This is a genomic window from Vogesella aquatica (assembly GCF_028548455.1).
GTDB classification, from domain to species: domain Bacteria; phylum Pseudomonadota; class Gammaproteobacteria; order Burkholderiales; family Chromobacteriaceae; genus Vogesella; species Vogesella aquatica.
Map to the genome: position 1 here is coordinate 102,629 of NZ_JAQQLF010000010.1, position 14,286 is coordinate 116,914.

The window sequence follows — 14,286 nt, forward strand, 5'->3', positions numbered from 1 at the left end:
GAATCCTGTGTTGTCGGTAACGCAGCCCGTTCCGGCGCCGGATGCGTCGTCCTTTATGGTTTGCTCTGTCAGGGGAAACCGGAAGCGCGGCAGTTTACCAGTATCTGCCGGCAGTGGGGCTATCGGGGCTTTCCCCGTGCTGTTGCGGAATGTAAACAGCTGATAGGCCAAGCAAAACGGCACCGCGTGGGAAGGCGGTGCCGGGTGGTGGGGGATGTCAGGCGGGCAGGGTGCTTGTCCGGGTGCCAGCCAGTAGCGCCGCCCAGCCTGGCTCGGCGGCGCTGCCATCCTTCAGCGCCACGCCGCTGCCCTGCTGCAGTGCGGCGCGAAGCAGCCACGCCAGCTTGAACGCCGCCAGCGGGTAGGGCAGGCCGGCCGGGCGCACATTGGAGATGCAGTTGCGCTCCGAGTCCATGCGGCCAACCTTGGGCGCGCTGGTGAGGTAGACGCCCAGGCTGTCCGGCGAGCTCAGGCCCGGGCGTTCGCCGATCAGCATCACCACCAGCCGGGCGCGCAGGCACTCGCCTGCTTCGTCGGCCAGCGCCACGCGGGCCTGGCTGGCGATCACCACCGGGCCGACGCTGAGCCCGGCTTCGGCCAGATAAGGCAGCGTGGCCGCCAGCAGCGGCGCGGCGTGGCTGGCGGTGGCCAGCGAAGATAGGCCGTCGCCCACGACGAACAGCACGTCGCAACCCGCTGCCTGCTGTGCCAGCAGATGGGCGCGGCTGCCGGTGTGCAGCCGGCGGCCAAGGTCGGGGCGCTGCAGGTACTGCGCACGGTTGGCCGCAGCCGACTGCACCTGCAGCACGCTATGGCCAGCCTGTTGCAGCGTGGCGGCCAACGCGTCGCCATCCAGCGGGGTGTGTACTGCGTCGCGCGCCTGGGCGTGTGCCAAGGCAAAGCGCAGCGTTTCGCGGGTGGGCAGGCTGGCGCCGGCGCGGCCCAGCGCAATGCGAGCCACCGTGTGCTGGCCCAGCGCCTGCCAGCTGTCTTCGGTAATGGTGTCGGGATTGGCCGCAGGGCCGGGGAAAGGGATCACGCTCATGCTACCGTCTCCATCAGGCCCAAGAGCGGCGGCTGCTGGCCGTGCGCCTGCAGGCGGCCACCGCGGGTAATGGCCATGGTTTCCAGCCAGTCTTCGAATTCCGGCGCCCGTTTCAGCCCCAGCAGCTCGCGCAGGTACAGCGCGTCGTGGAAGGAGGTGCTCTGGTAGCCCAGCATGATGTCGTCGGCGCCGGGCACGCCGATGATGAAGTGGATGCCGGCGGTGCCCAGTAGTGTCAGCAGGGTGTCCATATCGTCCTGGTCGGCTTCGGCGTGGTTGGTGTAGCAGATGTCGCAGCCCATCGGCAGCCCCAGCAGCTTGCCGCAGAAGTGGTCTTCCAGCCCGGCGCGGATGATCTGCTTGCCGTCGTACAGGTACTCCGGCCCGATAAAGCCCACCACGGTGTTGACCAGCAGCGGGCTGAAGTGGCGTGCCACCGCGTAGGCGCGGGCCTCGCAGGTTTGCTGGTCTGCGCCCCAGTGCGCGCCGGCCGACAGCGCGCTGCCCTGGCCGGTTTCGAAGTACATCACGTTATCGCCCACTGTACCGCGCTGCAGGCTGCGCGCGGCGTCGTGCGCTTCTTGCAGCACGGCCAGGTTGATGCCGAAGCCGCTGTTGGCGCGTTCGGTGCCGGCTACCGACTGGAATACCAGGTCCACCGGCGCGCCACGGCCTATCAGTTCCAGTGTGGTGGTGACGTGGGTCAGCACGCAGCTTTGCGTGGGGATGGCGTAACGCAGGCGCACCTCGTCCATCATCGCCAGCATGGTGTGGATGGTCTCAGGGCTGTCGGTGGCCGGGTTGATGCCGATCACCGCGTCGCCGGCGCCGTACAGCAGGCCATCCAGCATGGCGGCGGCAATGCCGCGCGCGTCGTCGGTGGGGTGGTTGGGCTGCAGCCGCACGCCCATGTGGCCGGGCAGGCCCTGGGTATTGCGGAAGGCGGTGACCACGCGGCACTTGCGCGCCACCAGGATCAGGTCCTGGTTGCGCATCAGCTTGCTGACGGCGGCCACCATTTCCGGGGTGAGCCCGGGCGCCAGTGCGGCCAAGGTGGCAGGGTTGGCCGCATCCGACAGCAGCCAGTCGCGAAAGCCGCCCACGGTGAGGTGGCTTACCGTGGCAAAGGCGGCGGCGTGGTGGCTGTCGATGATCAGCCGCGTGACCTCGTCTTCTTCATACGGCACGATGGCGTGCTGCAGAAAGTCGCGCAGCGGTACATCGGCCAGGCAGTAGCGCGCCGCTACGCGCTCTTCGGCGCTGGCGGCGGCCACGCCGGCCAGCAGGTCGCCGGAGCGCAGTGGCGAGGCGCGCGCCAGCAGGGTTTTGAGGTCGGCAAAGTGGTAACGGCGCGGGCCGATGGTGATCTGGTACATGCTGCTTCAGGGCCGGCGGCGCCGGCCCTGCCTCCACGGGGTATCAGGGTGTGTCGGTGGCCAGTACCGGTTTTACGTCCGGCGCGCTGGCCTCGCCGTGCAGCAGTACGTCGTGCGCGGCGGCGGCGCGCTGGCTATGCGTGGCCAGGTAGTAGGCAAAGCCGGTAGCCAGAATGGCCAGGAACAGGCCGGTGAGCAGGGTGTTGTAGTACACCAGTGCCGCCAGGCAGATCAGCGCGCAGCCCAGTGCCAGTGCCGGCAGCAGCGGGAACAGTGGCGCGGCGTAGGGGCGGGCGAGGCCCGGTTCGCTGCGGCGCAGCTTGAACAGCGACAGCATGGACACGATGTACATTACGATGGCGCCGAACACCGACAGCGTGACGATGTTGGCCGTGAGCGGCAGGCCGCCGATCTGGATGAAGCTATCGCTGAAGATGGCCGCGATACCGATCACGCCGCCGGCCAGGATGGCGCGGTGCGGGGTCTTGAAGCGCGGATGGATCACCGCCAGCGCCGGTGGCAGGTAGCCGGCACGCGCCAGCGCAAAGATCTGGCGCGAGTAGCCCATGATGATGCCGTGGAAGCTGGCGATCAGACCAAACAGCCCCAGCCACACCAGCATGTGCAGCCAGCCGCTGTCACCGCCCACGATTACCTTCATTGCCTGCGGCAGCGGGTCGTTGATATTGGACAGCGTGCGCCAGTCGCCCACGCCACCGGCCATGATCATCACGCCCAGCGCCAGCGCTACCAGCGTCAGGATGCCGGCAATGTAGGCACGCGGGATGGTGCGTACCGGGTCGCGCGCTTCTTCGGCAGCCATGGCCGCGCCTTCGATGGCCAGGAAGAACCAGATGGCAAACGGGATGGCGGCAAAGATGCCGCCGATGGCGGTGGCGCTGAACACGTCGCTGCCGGCCCAGCCGTGGGCGGTGAAGTTGGCCCAGTCAAAGCCCGGCGCCACCACGCCCATGAATACCAGCAGCTCGAAGATGGCCAGCAAGGTCACGCATAGCTCGAAGGTGGCGGCAATGCTCACCCCCACGATGTTCAGCGTCATGAACACCAGGTAGGCGCCACAGGCGATCCACTTGGCGTCCAGCGCCGGGAACTGCACGTTCAGGTACGCCCCGATCGCCAGCGCGATGGCCGGCGGCGCAAACACGAACTCGCACAGCGTGGCAAAACCGGCCACAAAGCCACCCACCGGGCCAAAGGCACGCCGGGCGTAGGCAAACGGGCCGCCGGCGTGCGGGATGGCGGTGGTCAGCTCGGTAAAGCTGAAAATAAACGCGGTATACATCAGCGCCACGAATAGCGTGGTCGCCAGAAAGCCCAGCGTGCCCGCCTGCGCCCAGCCGTAACTCCAGCCAAAGTATTCGCCCGAGATCACCAGCCCGACGGCGATGCCCCAGAGCTGCCAGCCGCCCAGCTTGCGTGCCAGGCCATGGTTGCTTGTACTCATTGTGATGGCTCCATGCTTGTTTGCTCCCTGCCTGCAGCACCCGCTGTCAGGCCCTCTACGCCATGGTAGAAAGCGGCTGCCCGCGGCCGGTATCGCAAAACGGAAATAGCGTCTGGTGTGTGGCAGCGGGATGAATGACTTTGCCGCAGTGCAGCAAAAGCTGTGCCGGTGGTTTGCCCTGCCACAGTGCACATGCCGGCCGCTGCGTGCCCGCGCTGCACCTGGCTGGCGCACGCTGGCCGCCAGGTGTGCACAAAGCTGGCGAATTTGCCGGTTTTGGATAGCCAATGTCATGCCGGTGCGCTGGTGTGGATATTGCTGGTACCGCTGTGGTTTTTGATCAACGGAGGATGCCATGCAAACGCTTACCGGCATGGCCAGCATGCAGCTGACTACCCGCATGGCCGAAGACGCGGCCGATCACGCGGCTTTTATTACCGGTTGGCAGCAGGACTACGCCCAGCTGTCCTGCGGCCGCTACCAGGGGCGGCTGGACGAACTGTGCCTGCCGCGACTACAGCTGTTTCGCGAGTTTTCATCCTGCGAAACCTGGCAGCACTGCCAGGCCTGGCCCGGCGCTGTGTGGTTCGGCATTGCGCGCCCGGGCAGCGGCGGCCAACTGCGCTACTGTGGTCGCAGCGTGCCCGAGTACACCGTGTTGCTGTCACCTGGTGGCAGCGACTTCACGTTGCGTACCCCGCCTGCTTTCCTGATCTACGGCATTGTGCTGCCGCTGGCCTTGCTGGAGCTGCACGCCCAGCTGCTGACTGGCCACGATGTGCCGGCCAGCTGGCACCAGCGCGGCATGCTGACCCTGCCGGCTGCTGCGTATACCCAGCTGTGCCATACGCTCGATAGCATGCTTGATACCCCGGCTGACAGTGTCGCGCCGTCACGGCTGGCGCAGGCCAGCATCACGGCGCTGGTGCAGGCGCTGTTGCAGGGGCAGGGTGGGGGCCATGTTGGCCGCAGTACCATCCAGCAGCGCCACCTGGACTGGGTGAGTGCCGCCAGTGCGCTGGCAGCCAGTCCTGCCGACGCGCTGCCAACGGTGGACGAGCTGTGCGCCCGGCTGCATGTTACCCGACGCACCTTGCAAAACGGCTTTCAGGAGGTGGTGGCCACCAGCCCTTTGCAATGGCTGCGTGCGCTACGCCTGCACCATGTCCGTCAGGCGCTGCGTAGCGCGCCGGACGACAATACCCCCATCAATGACCTGGCAGCCGCCTGGGGCTTTGCCAGCCCCAGCCATTTCAGCTACGACTACCGCCGCCAGTTTGCTGAAACGCCCAGCCAGACGCGACTGCTGGCGTGGCAGGGCCGTGGCAGTTAATACGGCCTTTTGCCAAAGGGCAGGCCTTGGCTGTGATCTGGTGCCAGCTTTAGCCAGCGGCGCAGTGCCGTGGATGGATGGCACGATCGTGTAGCGAGCCTGTATCCGGTGTACTTGGCTGGGCGATAGCTGCTGCGGGTGTATTGCCGGCAAGAGGCTTGGTTGCAAGGGGCTGCCGGGGCATAGCCAAAAAAGGCCAGCAACAGCTGGCCAAATCCATGCATCCATGACAATGCACAGAGGGAAGCTAAAGGAGAGCTAGGTCACGGCCACCGGTCTGGTGACATCTGGACCACGACCTTGCCTTTGGCGCGCCCTTGGGCAAGGTAGGCAAGGGCTTCTTTGGCTTGGTCGAACGGGAAGACTTTATCGATGACGGGCAGGATCCGCTCATCGGCAAGCAGTTGGCCGATCTGGCCCAGCTGGCTACCATCCGGGCGGACGAACATAAACGCGTAGCTGACACCCTGCTTGCCGGCAAGGCGCATGATCTTGCGGCTCATCAGCCCAAAGACAAAGGTCAGCAAGACATTCAGCTGTTTTTTGCGCGCGAAGGCGGCATCCAGAGGGCCGACCAGAGAGACGATGCGGCCACCGGGCTTGAGGATGGCCAGCGATTTTTCGATGGTGTCACCCTTGACCGTGCCGAGTACGGCATCGTAGCCGTGCAGCACATGCTCGAAATCCTGCTTCTTGTAATCGACGACCTCATCGGCCCCCAGGCGCCGTACCAGTTCGACGTTGCCCGTACTGGTCGTGGTGGCCACGGTAGCACCAAGCTGCTTGGCCAGCTGGATGGCAAATGTGCCGATACCGCCCGACCCGGCAGGGATGAATACTTTCTGGCCGGCTTGCAGGTTGGCGCGCTCTTTCAGGGCTTGCCACGAGGTAAGCGCTACCATGGGGATTGATGCGGCTTGTACAAAATCCAGATTGGCGGGTTTGAGCGCTGCCGCATGCTCCGGCACCACGGCAAACTCGGCGATCGCACCGGTACCCAAGTCAAAAATACTGGCAAAAATAGCGTCGCCCGGCTTGAAGCGGGTGACCTTGCGGCCAACCTCTATCACAACGCCCGCCAGGTCGCTTCCCATGATGGCGGGCAGCTGAAAGCGCAGCACCGGCTTGAACATACCGCTTGGAATCATGTTGTCGATCGGGTTTATGCTGGCAGCGTGTACCTGTACCAGTAGTTCGTCGTCTTTGGTGGCGGGGCGGGCGACATCGCGCAGCGCGATACCGGGGGATTTGCCGTAGCGCTGGAATGTGAGTGCTTTCATGGTGTGATGCTCCCTGTCTATTCTGTGGGTGTTTGCCTGAGCGGATTAGTCCGCAAGGAAGGCCAGCACGGCGGGTACAAAGACCCGGTGATACTGGAATACGCCGCCGTGCCCCGAGTCCGGGTAGAGCGTGAGCCTGGCATCGGGTAGACGATGGGCCATGTCTGCCGAGTGCTGGCTGGCCACCATGAGATCGTTATCGCCATTGGCGATGAAAACGGGGTGCGTGATGCGCGACAGGTCATCCGGCGCCCCCAGCCCGGCGGCTTTGATAGCCTTCAACTGTGCAAGCCTGGCTTGCAAAGAGATGGGTTTGTCGCGGTCTTGGGTGCGTTCCGCCAGCGCGGCAAAGTAGTCTTTGGCTGCGCGTTTGCCTTCTGGCGTACGCGGAAAGAACAGAAAGTGTCTTGCGTCATGCCAGGTCAACGCCGCCTTGAGGTAGGCCACGGCGGCAACCTTGGTTACCGCCTCGATGCCGCCACCACCTCGCGGCCCGGTGCCGGCAAGTACGATCCGCCTAACCAGCTCCGGGGCCTGCAAGGCCACCATTTGCGCCACGCCGCCGCCCAGCGAAAAACCCAGTAAATCGACCTGCTGCAGCCCCATTGCGCGGATGAACAAGATGGCATCGCGTGCCATTGCTTCTACGGTATCCGGTACCGCACCGCCCGAAGCGCCGACGCCGCGGTTATCGAAGGCAATGACCCGGCGCTGCGCGGCAATACCGTCGATAACACGGGGGTCCCAATCGTCAAGCACTGCCATCAGGTGGTGCAGGAAGATGAGCGGCACACCTGAGTCTGGGCCTAGCTCCCGATAGGCAAAGCCCACGCCGCCTGCGTCTATCGTGCGGGTAGGGGCATTTTTCCATAGCATACGGCCCGCCTGCCGACCTGCCGCCGTGGCAGCCACGCCTGTTGCGCCCCCTTGTACTGCCGCTATTGTGGTATTGCTGGTGCCCATCAATGAAATCTCCGTGTCGAGTGGATTGCGTGCCGCCGCAGTGTTAGTATCAAATCAGTACTAACAATATCGCAAACTCACGGGAAAGTCACTATCAAAATAGTATGGACAATAACGATAACCATCATGAGCCTTGTCCCATTGCGCGTAGCCTGGCAGTTGCCGGTGATGCATGGAGCCTTTTGATCCTGCGTGATGCCCATGCTGGCCTCACGCGTTTTGACCAATTCAGAAAGAGCATGGGTATTGCGCCCACCATGCTGACTCGCAGGCTGGCGGCATTGACAGAGGAAGGCTTGCTGGAAAAGCGGCGCTACTCGGAACACCCGCCACGCGAGGAATACCTGCTGACCGCAGCGGGCCGTGATTTCCTGCCGGTTCTGTTCATGATTGGCGCATGGGGGCGCCAACACCGTGGCGGCGGCAAACTGACGCAGTTCTTTGATGCCGAGACCGGCACCGAGATAAAAGCTATTGCGGTGGATGAAGTGACTGGGGCCAAGATCGGGACGCGCCCTATGCGTGTGCTGGTGCCCGGCGAATGAGGCACAGGCTGTGCAGGTAGCGGATACTCAGGATCCATGGACACTGGCGCCGATGTGCGCTGCCGTGTTGTGTACACATGCGGCAGCGCATCGTGCAGGCCGGCCGCCAAGAGTATCCGCAGCGTTGGCCAGACAATGCGCCATGGTGGCTGGCAAGCTGCCCTATACTGGCAATAAATCGTCCTCCATGTTTTTTTGATGCCGTACTGACATGCCCCTTATCCCTATCAATGCTGACAGCGAGCCTGCTGTGCCGCCCTGTGGTGATTGCCGCAACGGGGAAGCGCTGGATTTCACCTTCAGCTACGCGTTCCAGCCCATCATCGACCTGCGCGCAGGCAGCATTTTTGCGCACGAGGCGCTGGTGCGCGGCCCGGCGGGCGAGGGGGCGCTAAGCGTGCTGGCCCGGGTAAACGATGCAAACCGCTACCGTTTTGACCAGGCTTGCCGCGTGAAAGCCATCGAGGTGGCGGCGCGGCTGGGCATGCGCAGCAAGCTATCCATCAACTTTTTGCCCAATGCCATTTACCGCCCCGAAGTATGCATACGCACCACGCTGCAGGCGGCGCGCCAGTTTGGCTTTCCGGTAGAGCAGATCATTTTCGAGACGGTAGAGAGCGAACGTATCGACGACGGCAACTGGCTGGCCAAGGTGTTTAGCGCCTACCAGCGTATCGGTTTCATGACGGCGATTGATGACTTTGGCGCCGGTTACGCCGGGCTGAACCTGCTGGCGGCGTTTCAGCCCGATATCGTCAAGCTGGACATGGCGCTGGTGCGGGGCATCGAGCAGAAAAAGGCGGCCCGCGTGATAGTGGCCGGCGTGGCGCGCATGTGCGACCAGCTGGGGATCCGCGTGATTGCCGAGGGGGTGGAAACACGCGAAGAGCTGGCCTGCCTGCAAGACATTGGCGTGCACCTGGTGCAGGGCTATTTGTTTGGCAAGCCGCAGTTCGAGCAGTGCGTGGCGGATATTAGCCAAATCTGGCCGCAAGCCTAGTACTAGTTGGCCGCATTTTGGCGTATTGCGCCTACCGCTATATACGTGCTTATATAACGCTTCGATTTCCCTACGCGGAGCAAGGCAAGATGACGCGCATTCACACCCTGGTGGCCAGCATGGGCCTGAGCCTGGCCTGCAGCATGGCGCTGGCCGGCGAGATAACCGTATCGGCAGCCTCCAGCCTGAGCAATGCTTTCAAAGAAGTGGCGCAGGGCTTCGAGGCGCAGTACCCCGGCAGCAAGGTACTGCTGAATTTTGCCGCCTCGGGCGCGCTGCTGCAGCAGCTGGCCAAAGGGGCGCCGGTGGATGTGCTGGCCTCGGCCGACCAGGAAACCCTGGACCAGGCCGCCAAACAGGGGCTGATCCAGCCAGCTAGCCGCCGCGATTTTGCGCGCAATACTCTGGTGCTGGTGGTACCGGCGGGCAGCAAGCTGGCCCCCAAAAGCCTGGCCGAGCTGGCCCAGCCGGCTTATGGCAAGGTGGCGATAGGCAACCCGGCCAGCGTGCCGGTAGGGCGCTATACCCAGGATGCGCTGGAGGCGGCCAGGCTGTGGCCGGTGGTGAGTGCCAAGGCGGTGAACACGCTGAACGTGCGCCAGTCGCTGGACTACGTGGCGCGTGGCGAGGTGGACGCCGGTTTTGTGTACGCCACCGATGCCCGGCAGATGGCGGACAAGGTCAAAGTGGCGTTTACCGTGCCGCTGGATAGCGCCATCCGCTACCCCATTGCGGCTACCTCCGCGGCGGCTAACCCGCGCGAAGCCAAGAGCTTTATCGATTATGTGCTGTCACCTGCCGGGCAGGCCATTCTGGCGCGCTACGGCTTTCAGAAGCCCTGAGTAATGGCGGGTATGGACACCGTATGGGTGGCGCTGGCGCTATCGCTGAAGGTAGCGGGCCTGGCCACCGTGCTGGCGGCGCTGTCGGGCGTGGCGACCGGCTTTGTGCTGGCGCGCGGTCGTTTTCCCGGGCGCGATGTGCTGGACACGCTGCTGACCCTGCCCATGGTGCTGCCGCCTACCGTGCTGGGCTATTACCTGCTGGTGTTGCTGGGCAGGCAGGGCGCGCTGGGTGGCTGGCTGCAGGCGCAGTGGGGCATTAACCTGATTTTCAGCTGGCAGGGCGCGGTCATCGCGGCCGCGGTGGTGGCGTTTCCGCTGGTATTCAAGCCGGCGCGGGCGGCGTTCGAGGCGGTAGACGGCCAGCTGGAGCAGGCGGCGCAGGTGCTGGGTATCAGCCGCCTGGCGGTGTTTTTCCGCATTACCCTGCCGCTGGCCTGGCGCGGCATTCTGGCCGGTATCCTGCTGGCCTTTGCCCGTGCGCTGGGCGAGTTTGGCGCCACGCTGATGGTGGCGGGCAGCATTCCGGGCAAAACCCAGACCCTGTCGATTGCCGTATACGAAGCCGTGCAGGCCGGGCAGGACGATGTGGCCAACCTGCTGGTAGGCGTAATTTCTGCTGTGTGCATCTGCGTACTGTTGGCCGCAGGCTACCTGGCCCCCGGCCGGGTGGCGCAGCGCTAGGGGGCCGCATGCTTGATATCGCCATCCAGAAAACCCTGCATACCGGCAAGCGCCGCTTTGAGCTGAACGTACAGCTGCAGTCCGCCAGCCAGCACACCGTGCTGTTTGGCCAGTCCGGTGCCGGCAAAAGCCTCACGCTTAAAGCGATTGCCGGCCTGATGACGCCAGACAGCGGCCATATCCGCCTGGGCGGGCGGCTGTTGTTTTCGCAGCCCGGCGGGGTCAACCTGACGCCGCAGGCGCGGCAGCTGGGCTATCTGTTTCAGGACTACGCGCTGTTTCCCCACCTGACCGTGCGGCAAAACGTGGCCTTTGGCCTGGTGCACGGCTGGCTGAACCCGCGTACCCGTGCGCAGCACGACGAAGTCGAGCACTGGCTGTACACCTTTGGCCTGGCGGCCATGGCGCAGCAGCTGCCTGGCGAGCTGTCCGGTGGCCAGCGCCAGCGTGTGGCGCTGGCGCGGGCGCTGGTGGCCAAGCCGGGCGCCTTGCTGCTGGACGAGCCCTTTGCCGCGCTGGACCCTGCACTGCGCCACGATATGCGCCAGACCTTGCTGGCCCTGCTGGCGCAGGTGCAGATCCCGCTGGTGCTGATTACCCACGATGAACAAGACGTGGCCCTGTTTGGCCAGCAAGTATTCGAGCTGCGCGACGGCCAGGCCCATGCGGCCAACCTGGCCACCTTTCCCGAGGCACCGCCCCGCCATGACTGATAAAACCATCCAGCTACAAGGTAGCCTGTGGCTGACCATAGACGGCCAGCCGCTGGGCGGCGCCGACCGCATGGCCCTGCTGGCGCAGATTGCCGCCTGCGGCTCCATCACCCGGGCGGCCAAGGCAGCGGGTATGAGCTACAAGGCGGCGTGGGATGCCATCGACACCATGAACAACCTGGCTGGCGAGCCGCTGGTGGCGCGCCTGGCCGGCGGCAAGGGTGGCGGCGGCACGCAGCTTACGGTGCGTGGCGAGCAGCTATTGCACAATTTTCATACCCTGCAGGCCGAGCACCAGCGCTTTGTCCACAGCCTGGCCAGCCAGGCGCCCGCGCTGGCCGACGACTACCTACTGATACGGAAAATGGCCATGAGAACCAGCGCGCGCAACCAGTTTGCCGGTACCGTCGAGGCGGTAACACACGGCGCAGTGAACGACGAAGTGACGCTGCTGACCCCGGGCGGCCAGCGCATTGTGGCTATTGTTACCCACGATAGCGTGCTGGGCCTGGGCTTGCAGCCGGGCGCGCAGGCGCTGGCGCTGGTGAAAGCATCGTCCATCATGCTGGTAAGCGACGCCGGCAGCGCACGCTTTTCGGCGCGCAACCAGCTGCACGGCGAGATTGCGCGTATCCAGCCCGGCGCAGTCAATACCGAGGTGGTCATCGCCCTGCCAGGTGGCAGCAGCGTGGCTGCGGTGGTTACCCAGGACAGCTGCGATACCCTGGCGCTGGCGGTGGGGCAGCCGGCCAGCGCGCTGTTCAAGGCGTCCAGCGTGATCCTGGCGGTACCGGCCTGAATGGCGCGCTGCGCTCACGGCCGCCATGACCCTGCGCGCAGGCTGCGGCATACTGGCTAACCCCGCCTTCGAAGGACACCCCATGTTGCTACAAGACGAATTGGCGCTGGTCGCCCGCCAGGAAGCCACGCTGGTATTGCCGCATTTTGATGAAAACGACGCCTGGCAGCTGGGGGTGGCGCTACGCGCGCAGGCACTGGCACAGCAGGCGCCGGTGGCCATTGCCATTACGGTGAACCAGCAGCGCCTGTTTTTCAGCATGCTGCCCGGTGCCACGCCCGCCAACGACGACTGGCTGCGGCGCAAACACAATGTGGTGCAGCACTTTCAGCAAAGCTCCTACGCCGTGGGGCTGGCCTGCCAGCTCAAAGGCAAGACCCTGGCCGAGCGCAGCGCGCTGCCAGAGCGCGATTACGCCAGCCACGGCGGCAGCTTTCCGCTGCGTGTGGCCGGGGTGGGCTGCATCGGTTCGGTAGGGGTGTCCGGCCTGGCGCAGCGCGCCGACCACGAGCTGGTGGTCGCCGTGCTGGCGCGCCAGTACGGGCTGACCGATGTGCCGCGCCTGCCGCTATAGCGCGTAGCGGGCAAACAGCGCGGCGATATCCACCCGCGCCTGTAGCCGTGCGGCCAACAGGTACAGCCCGGCTACCTTGCGGTGCAGAAACAGCGCGTCCACCGGCGGTGTGTGCCAGGCGTCACGCTCGTGGCGCATGGCCCAGCCGGCGTCGCGCATGCGGGCGGCCAGCGTACTGCGGCCAAAATCGTAAGCACCGGCGTGGCGCAGCGGCTCGCAGGCCAGCAGGAAGATAGCCATCACCTCGTCGTAATGGCGGGCCGACACCTGCTGCGGAAAGTAGCCCAGCGCGGTGGCGGCTTCGCCCAGCGCCTGCCGGTCTTGCGCCTGTGCGGCCAACAGCAGGCGGTGGTAGTGCTGCACGGTATCGGCCGCCAGCCGGCGCGTGGCGCCGAAATCCAGCAGTACCAGCTGGCCGCTATCTGGCTGGTAGCGGTAGTTGGCAAAGTTCGGGTCGCTTTGCAGGCAGGCAAAGTCGAAGATTTCCCGTAGCAATAAATCGAACAGCAGGGTGGCGATGCGGTCGCGCTCGGCTTGCGGCGCCTGTTGCAGCGTGGTGATGGGCACGCTGTCGATGAAATTCATCGCCAGGATGCGCGGCGTGCATAGCTCGGGTACGGTTTGCGGTAGCAACAGGTCTGCGTGGCCGGCCAGCAGCTGGCGGTAGTGCTGCAGGTTGGCCGCTTCCTGCTGGTAGTCGGCCTCCTGGTGCAGCTGGCGCTTGGCTTCGGTCAGCAGGGTAGCCAGGTCGAAACCCGGCGGCAGCAGGCCGCTTAGCCGCAGCAGGCTGGCCACATTGTCTACATCGCTATCAATGCTGCGCGCCACGCCGGGGTATTGCACCTTGATGGCCAGTGTTTCACCGCTGGCCAGCTCGGCGCGGTGCACCTGGCCGATGGAGGCGGCGGCTACCGGCTGGAAAGAAAAGCGTTTGAAGCGCGTTTGCCAGTCGTCGCCCCATTCCTGTTCCAACACGTCGGCCAGCTGGCTCAGCGGCATGGTGTGCGCGTCTTCGCGCAGCGTGGCCAGGATGTCGCGCAGCGCGGGCGGCAGCAGCTCGCCGGCGTCCATCGACAACAACTGGCCCATCTTCATCGCCGCGCCGCGCATTTGCGACAGCTGGTGGGCAAAGCGTGCCGCATTGGCCGGCGTCAGCAGCAGGTCTTGCCATTGCGGGCGTTGGCCGCTGGCCAGCCGGCGCGCGCCTTCGGCTACCATGCCACCGGCTATGCCGCCCGCCAGGCTGCCCAGGCGCGCCAGCCGCGACAGGCGGCCCACCGGTACCGCGCGGGATTTGGCGTTGTCAGTCATGGGGCGGGGGCAGGGCGGGTTGGCTGCCGGGGCGCGGGTGGTCGGCCAGCGGGTAGGCGTCGGCCACGTAGGCCGGGCCCTTCATGATGCGTACGATCCACGCGCCCAGCGCCACGGTAAACACCACCGTCCACAGCAGAATCAGCCAGCTGATAGCCAGGATATCCACCATGCCCGCCTGTTGTGCGCTAAGGCTGCCGGGCCACAGCCACAGTTGCAGCCGCCACAGGCAGAGGGGGCTACCCAGCAACAGCGTGCCGTATAGCAGGCAGCGCGGCGCCAGCACCAGCAGCCGGCTTTCCAGTCCGGCCGGGCTGCGGCTGAAACCCGCCAGTTTGTTGAAGTAGCGGCTCATG

At 65.1% G+C, this 14,286-nt stretch carries 15 protein-coding genes; 8 read left to right on the forward strand and 7 right to left on the reverse strand.

Going from position 1 to position 14,286, the window contains the following annotated elements; genetic code table 11:
* Positions 1-217: 217 nt before the first annotated feature.
* From eutC to eat, 3 genes are read right to left on the reverse strand one after another with little or no spacing between them, the layout of a single operon-like run.
* Positions 218-1,045 carry an ethanolamine ammonia-lyase subunit EutC gene (gene eutC, locus PQU95_RS09660; protein WP_272751790.1) on the reverse strand — a complete coding sequence of 276 codons (828 nt, stop codon included), beginning with the start codon at positions 1,043-1,045 and terminating at the stop codon, positions 218-220.
* Entirely contained in the window at positions 1,042-2,421 is a 1,380-nt protein-coding gene (locus tag PQU95_RS09665) for an ethanolamine ammonia-lyase subunit EutB (RefSeq protein WP_272751791.1), read from the reverse strand. The genes eutC and PQU95_RS09665 overlap by 4 nt, the downstream gene beginning before the upstream one ends.
* A 43-nt stretch (positions 2,422-2,464) precedes the next feature.
* Positions 2,465-3,886, reverse strand: coding sequence for an ethanolamine permease (gene eat, locus PQU95_RS09670; protein ID WP_272751792.1), 1,422 nt, complete (start codon positions 3,884-3,886; stop codon positions 2,465-2,467).
* A 355-nt stretch (positions 3,887-4,241) separates the two neighbouring features.
* Between eat and PQU95_RS09675 the strand changes: the two genes are divergently transcribed.
* A complete protein-coding gene (locus tag PQU95_RS09675; protein WP_272751793.1) occupies positions 4,242-5,219 on the forward strand; it encodes a helix-turn-helix domain-containing protein in 978 nt (325 codons plus the stop codon).
* 263 nt (positions 5,220-5,482) lie between these two features.
* On the opposite strand, the gene PQU95_RS09680 is transcribed toward PQU95_RS09675, so the two are convergent.
* The gene (locus PQU95_RS09680; RefSeq protein WP_272751794.1) at positions 5,483-6,499 is read right to left on the reverse strand and encodes an NADP-dependent oxidoreductase; all 1,017 of its coding nucleotides are present in this window, start codon (positions 6,497-6,499) and stop codon (positions 5,483-5,485) included.
* A 45-nt stretch (positions 6,500-6,544) separates the two neighbouring features.
* Positions 6,545-7,375 carry an alpha/beta fold hydrolase gene (locus tag PQU95_RS09685; RefSeq protein WP_272751795.1) on the reverse strand — a complete coding sequence of 277 codons (831 nt, stop codon included), beginning with the start codon at positions 7,373-7,375 and terminating at the stop codon, positions 6,545-6,547.
* Positions 7,376-7,566: 191 nt separating this feature from the next.
* Between PQU95_RS09685 and PQU95_RS09690 the strand changes: the two genes are divergently transcribed.
* The 7 genes from PQU95_RS09690 to PQU95_RS09720 all read left to right on the forward strand — a co-directional run bounded on the left by PQU95_RS09690 (position 7,567) and on the right by PQU95_RS09720 (position 12,619).
* The gene (locus tag PQU95_RS09690) at positions 7,567-8,007 is read left to right on the forward strand and encodes a winged helix-turn-helix transcriptional regulator (RefSeq protein WP_272751796.1); all 441 of its coding nucleotides are present in this window, start codon (positions 7,567-7,569) and stop codon (positions 8,005-8,007) included.
* A 211-nt stretch (positions 8,008-8,218) separates the two neighbouring features.
* A complete protein-coding gene (locus PQU95_RS09695; protein ID WP_272751797.1) occupies positions 8,219-9,007 on the forward strand; it encodes an EAL domain-containing protein in 789 nt (262 codons plus the stop codon).
* A gap of 89 nt (positions 9,008-9,096) precedes the next feature.
* Positions 9,097-9,849, forward strand: coding sequence for a molybdate ABC transporter substrate-binding protein (gene modA, locus PQU95_RS09700; protein ID WP_272751798.1), 753 nt, complete (start codon positions 9,097-9,099; stop codon positions 9,847-9,849).
* Positions 9,850-9,861: 12 nt separating this feature from the next.
* Positions 9,862-10,533, forward strand: coding sequence for a molybdate ABC transporter permease subunit (gene modB / locus PQU95_RS09705; protein ID WP_272751840.1), 672 nt, complete (start codon positions 9,862-9,864; stop codon positions 10,531-10,533).
* 8 nt (positions 10,534-10,541) lie between these two features.
* A complete protein-coding gene (locus PQU95_RS09710) occupies positions 10,542-11,246 on the forward strand; it encodes a sulfate/molybdate ABC transporter ATP-binding protein (protein WP_272751799.1) in 705 nt (234 codons plus the stop codon).
* The gene (locus PQU95_RS09715) at positions 11,239-12,045 is read left to right on the forward strand and encodes a TOBE domain-containing protein (protein WP_272751800.1); all 807 of its coding nucleotides are present in this window, start codon (positions 11,239-11,241) and stop codon (positions 12,043-12,045) included. The genes PQU95_RS09710 and PQU95_RS09715 overlap by 8 nt, the downstream gene beginning before the upstream one ends.
* A gap of 82 nt (positions 12,046-12,127) precedes the next feature.
* Positions 12,128-12,619, forward strand: a complete 492-nt coding sequence (locus PQU95_RS09720; RefSeq protein ID WP_272751801.1) for a heme-degrading domain-containing protein — start codon at positions 12,128-12,130, stop codon at positions 12,617-12,619.
* Here the strand turns inward: PQU95_RS09720 and PQU95_RS09725 are convergent.
* A complete protein-coding gene (locus PQU95_RS09725; RefSeq protein WP_272751802.1) occupies positions 12,614-13,930 on the reverse strand; it encodes an ABC1 kinase family protein in 1,317 nt (438 codons plus the stop codon). The two genes, PQU95_RS09720 and PQU95_RS09725, sit on opposite strands and share 6 nt — an antisense overlap.
* The gene (locus PQU95_RS09730) at positions 13,923-14,285 is read right to left on the reverse strand and encodes a hypothetical protein (RefSeq protein ID WP_272751803.1); all 363 of its coding nucleotides are present in this window, start codon (positions 14,283-14,285) and stop codon (positions 13,923-13,925) included. Before PQU95_RS09730 ends, PQU95_RS09725 begins: the two co-directional genes overlap by 8 nt.
* Between the last annotated feature and the right edge of the window lies 1 nt (position 14,286).

Coding starts and splice junctions, on each gene's coding strand:
- eutC (WP_272751790.1), bottom strand. CDS start 1,045: ATGAGCGTGATCCCTTTCCCCGGCCCTGCGGCCAATCCCGACACCATT.
- PQU95_RS09665 (WP_272751791.1), bottom strand. CDS start 2,421: ATGTACCAGATCACCATCGGCCCGCGCCGTTACCACTTTGCCGACCTC.
- eat (WP_272751792.1), bottom strand. CDS start 3,886: ATGAGTACAAGCAACCATGGCCTGGCACGCAAGCTGGGCGGCTGGCAG.
- PQU95_RS09675 (WP_272751793.1), top strand. CDS start 4,242: ATGCAAACGCTTACCGGCATGGCCAGCATGCAGCTGACTACCCGCATG.
- PQU95_RS09680 (WP_272751794.1), bottom strand. CDS start 6,499: ATGAAAGCACTCACATTCCAGCGCTACGGCAAATCCCCCGGTATCGCG.
- PQU95_RS09685 (WP_272751795.1), bottom strand. CDS start 7,375: ATGCTATGGAAAAATGCCCCTACCCGCACGATAGACGCAGGCGGCGTG.
- PQU95_RS09690 (WP_272751796.1), top strand. CDS start 7,567: ATGGACAATAACGATAACCATCATGAGCCTTGTCCCATTGCGCGTAGC.
- PQU95_RS09695 (WP_272751797.1), top strand. CDS start 8,219: ATGCCCCTTATCCCTATCAATGCTGACAGCGAGCCTGCTGTGCCGCCC.
- modA (WP_272751798.1), top strand. CDS start 9,097: ATGACGCGCATTCACACCCTGGTGGCCAGCATGGGCCTGAGCCTGGCC.
- modB (WP_272751840.1), top strand. CDS start 9,862: ATGGACACCGTATGGGTGGCGCTGGCGCTATCGCTGAAGGTAGCGGGC.
- PQU95_RS09710 (WP_272751799.1), top strand. CDS start 10,542: ATGCTTGATATCGCCATCCAGAAAACCCTGCATACCGGCAAGCGCCGC.
- PQU95_RS09715 (WP_272751800.1), top strand. CDS start 11,239: ATGACTGATAAAACCATCCAGCTACAAGGTAGCCTGTGGCTGACCATA.
- PQU95_RS09720 (WP_272751801.1), top strand. CDS start 12,128: ATGTTGCTACAAGACGAATTGGCGCTGGTCGCCCGCCAGGAAGCCACG.
- PQU95_RS09725 (WP_272751802.1), bottom strand. CDS start 13,930: ATGACTGACAACGCCAAATCCCGCGCGGTACCGGTGGGCCGCCTGTCG.
- PQU95_RS09730 (WP_272751803.1), bottom strand. CDS start 14,285: ATGAGCCGCTACTTCAACAAACTGGCGGGTTTCAGCCGCAGCCCGGCC.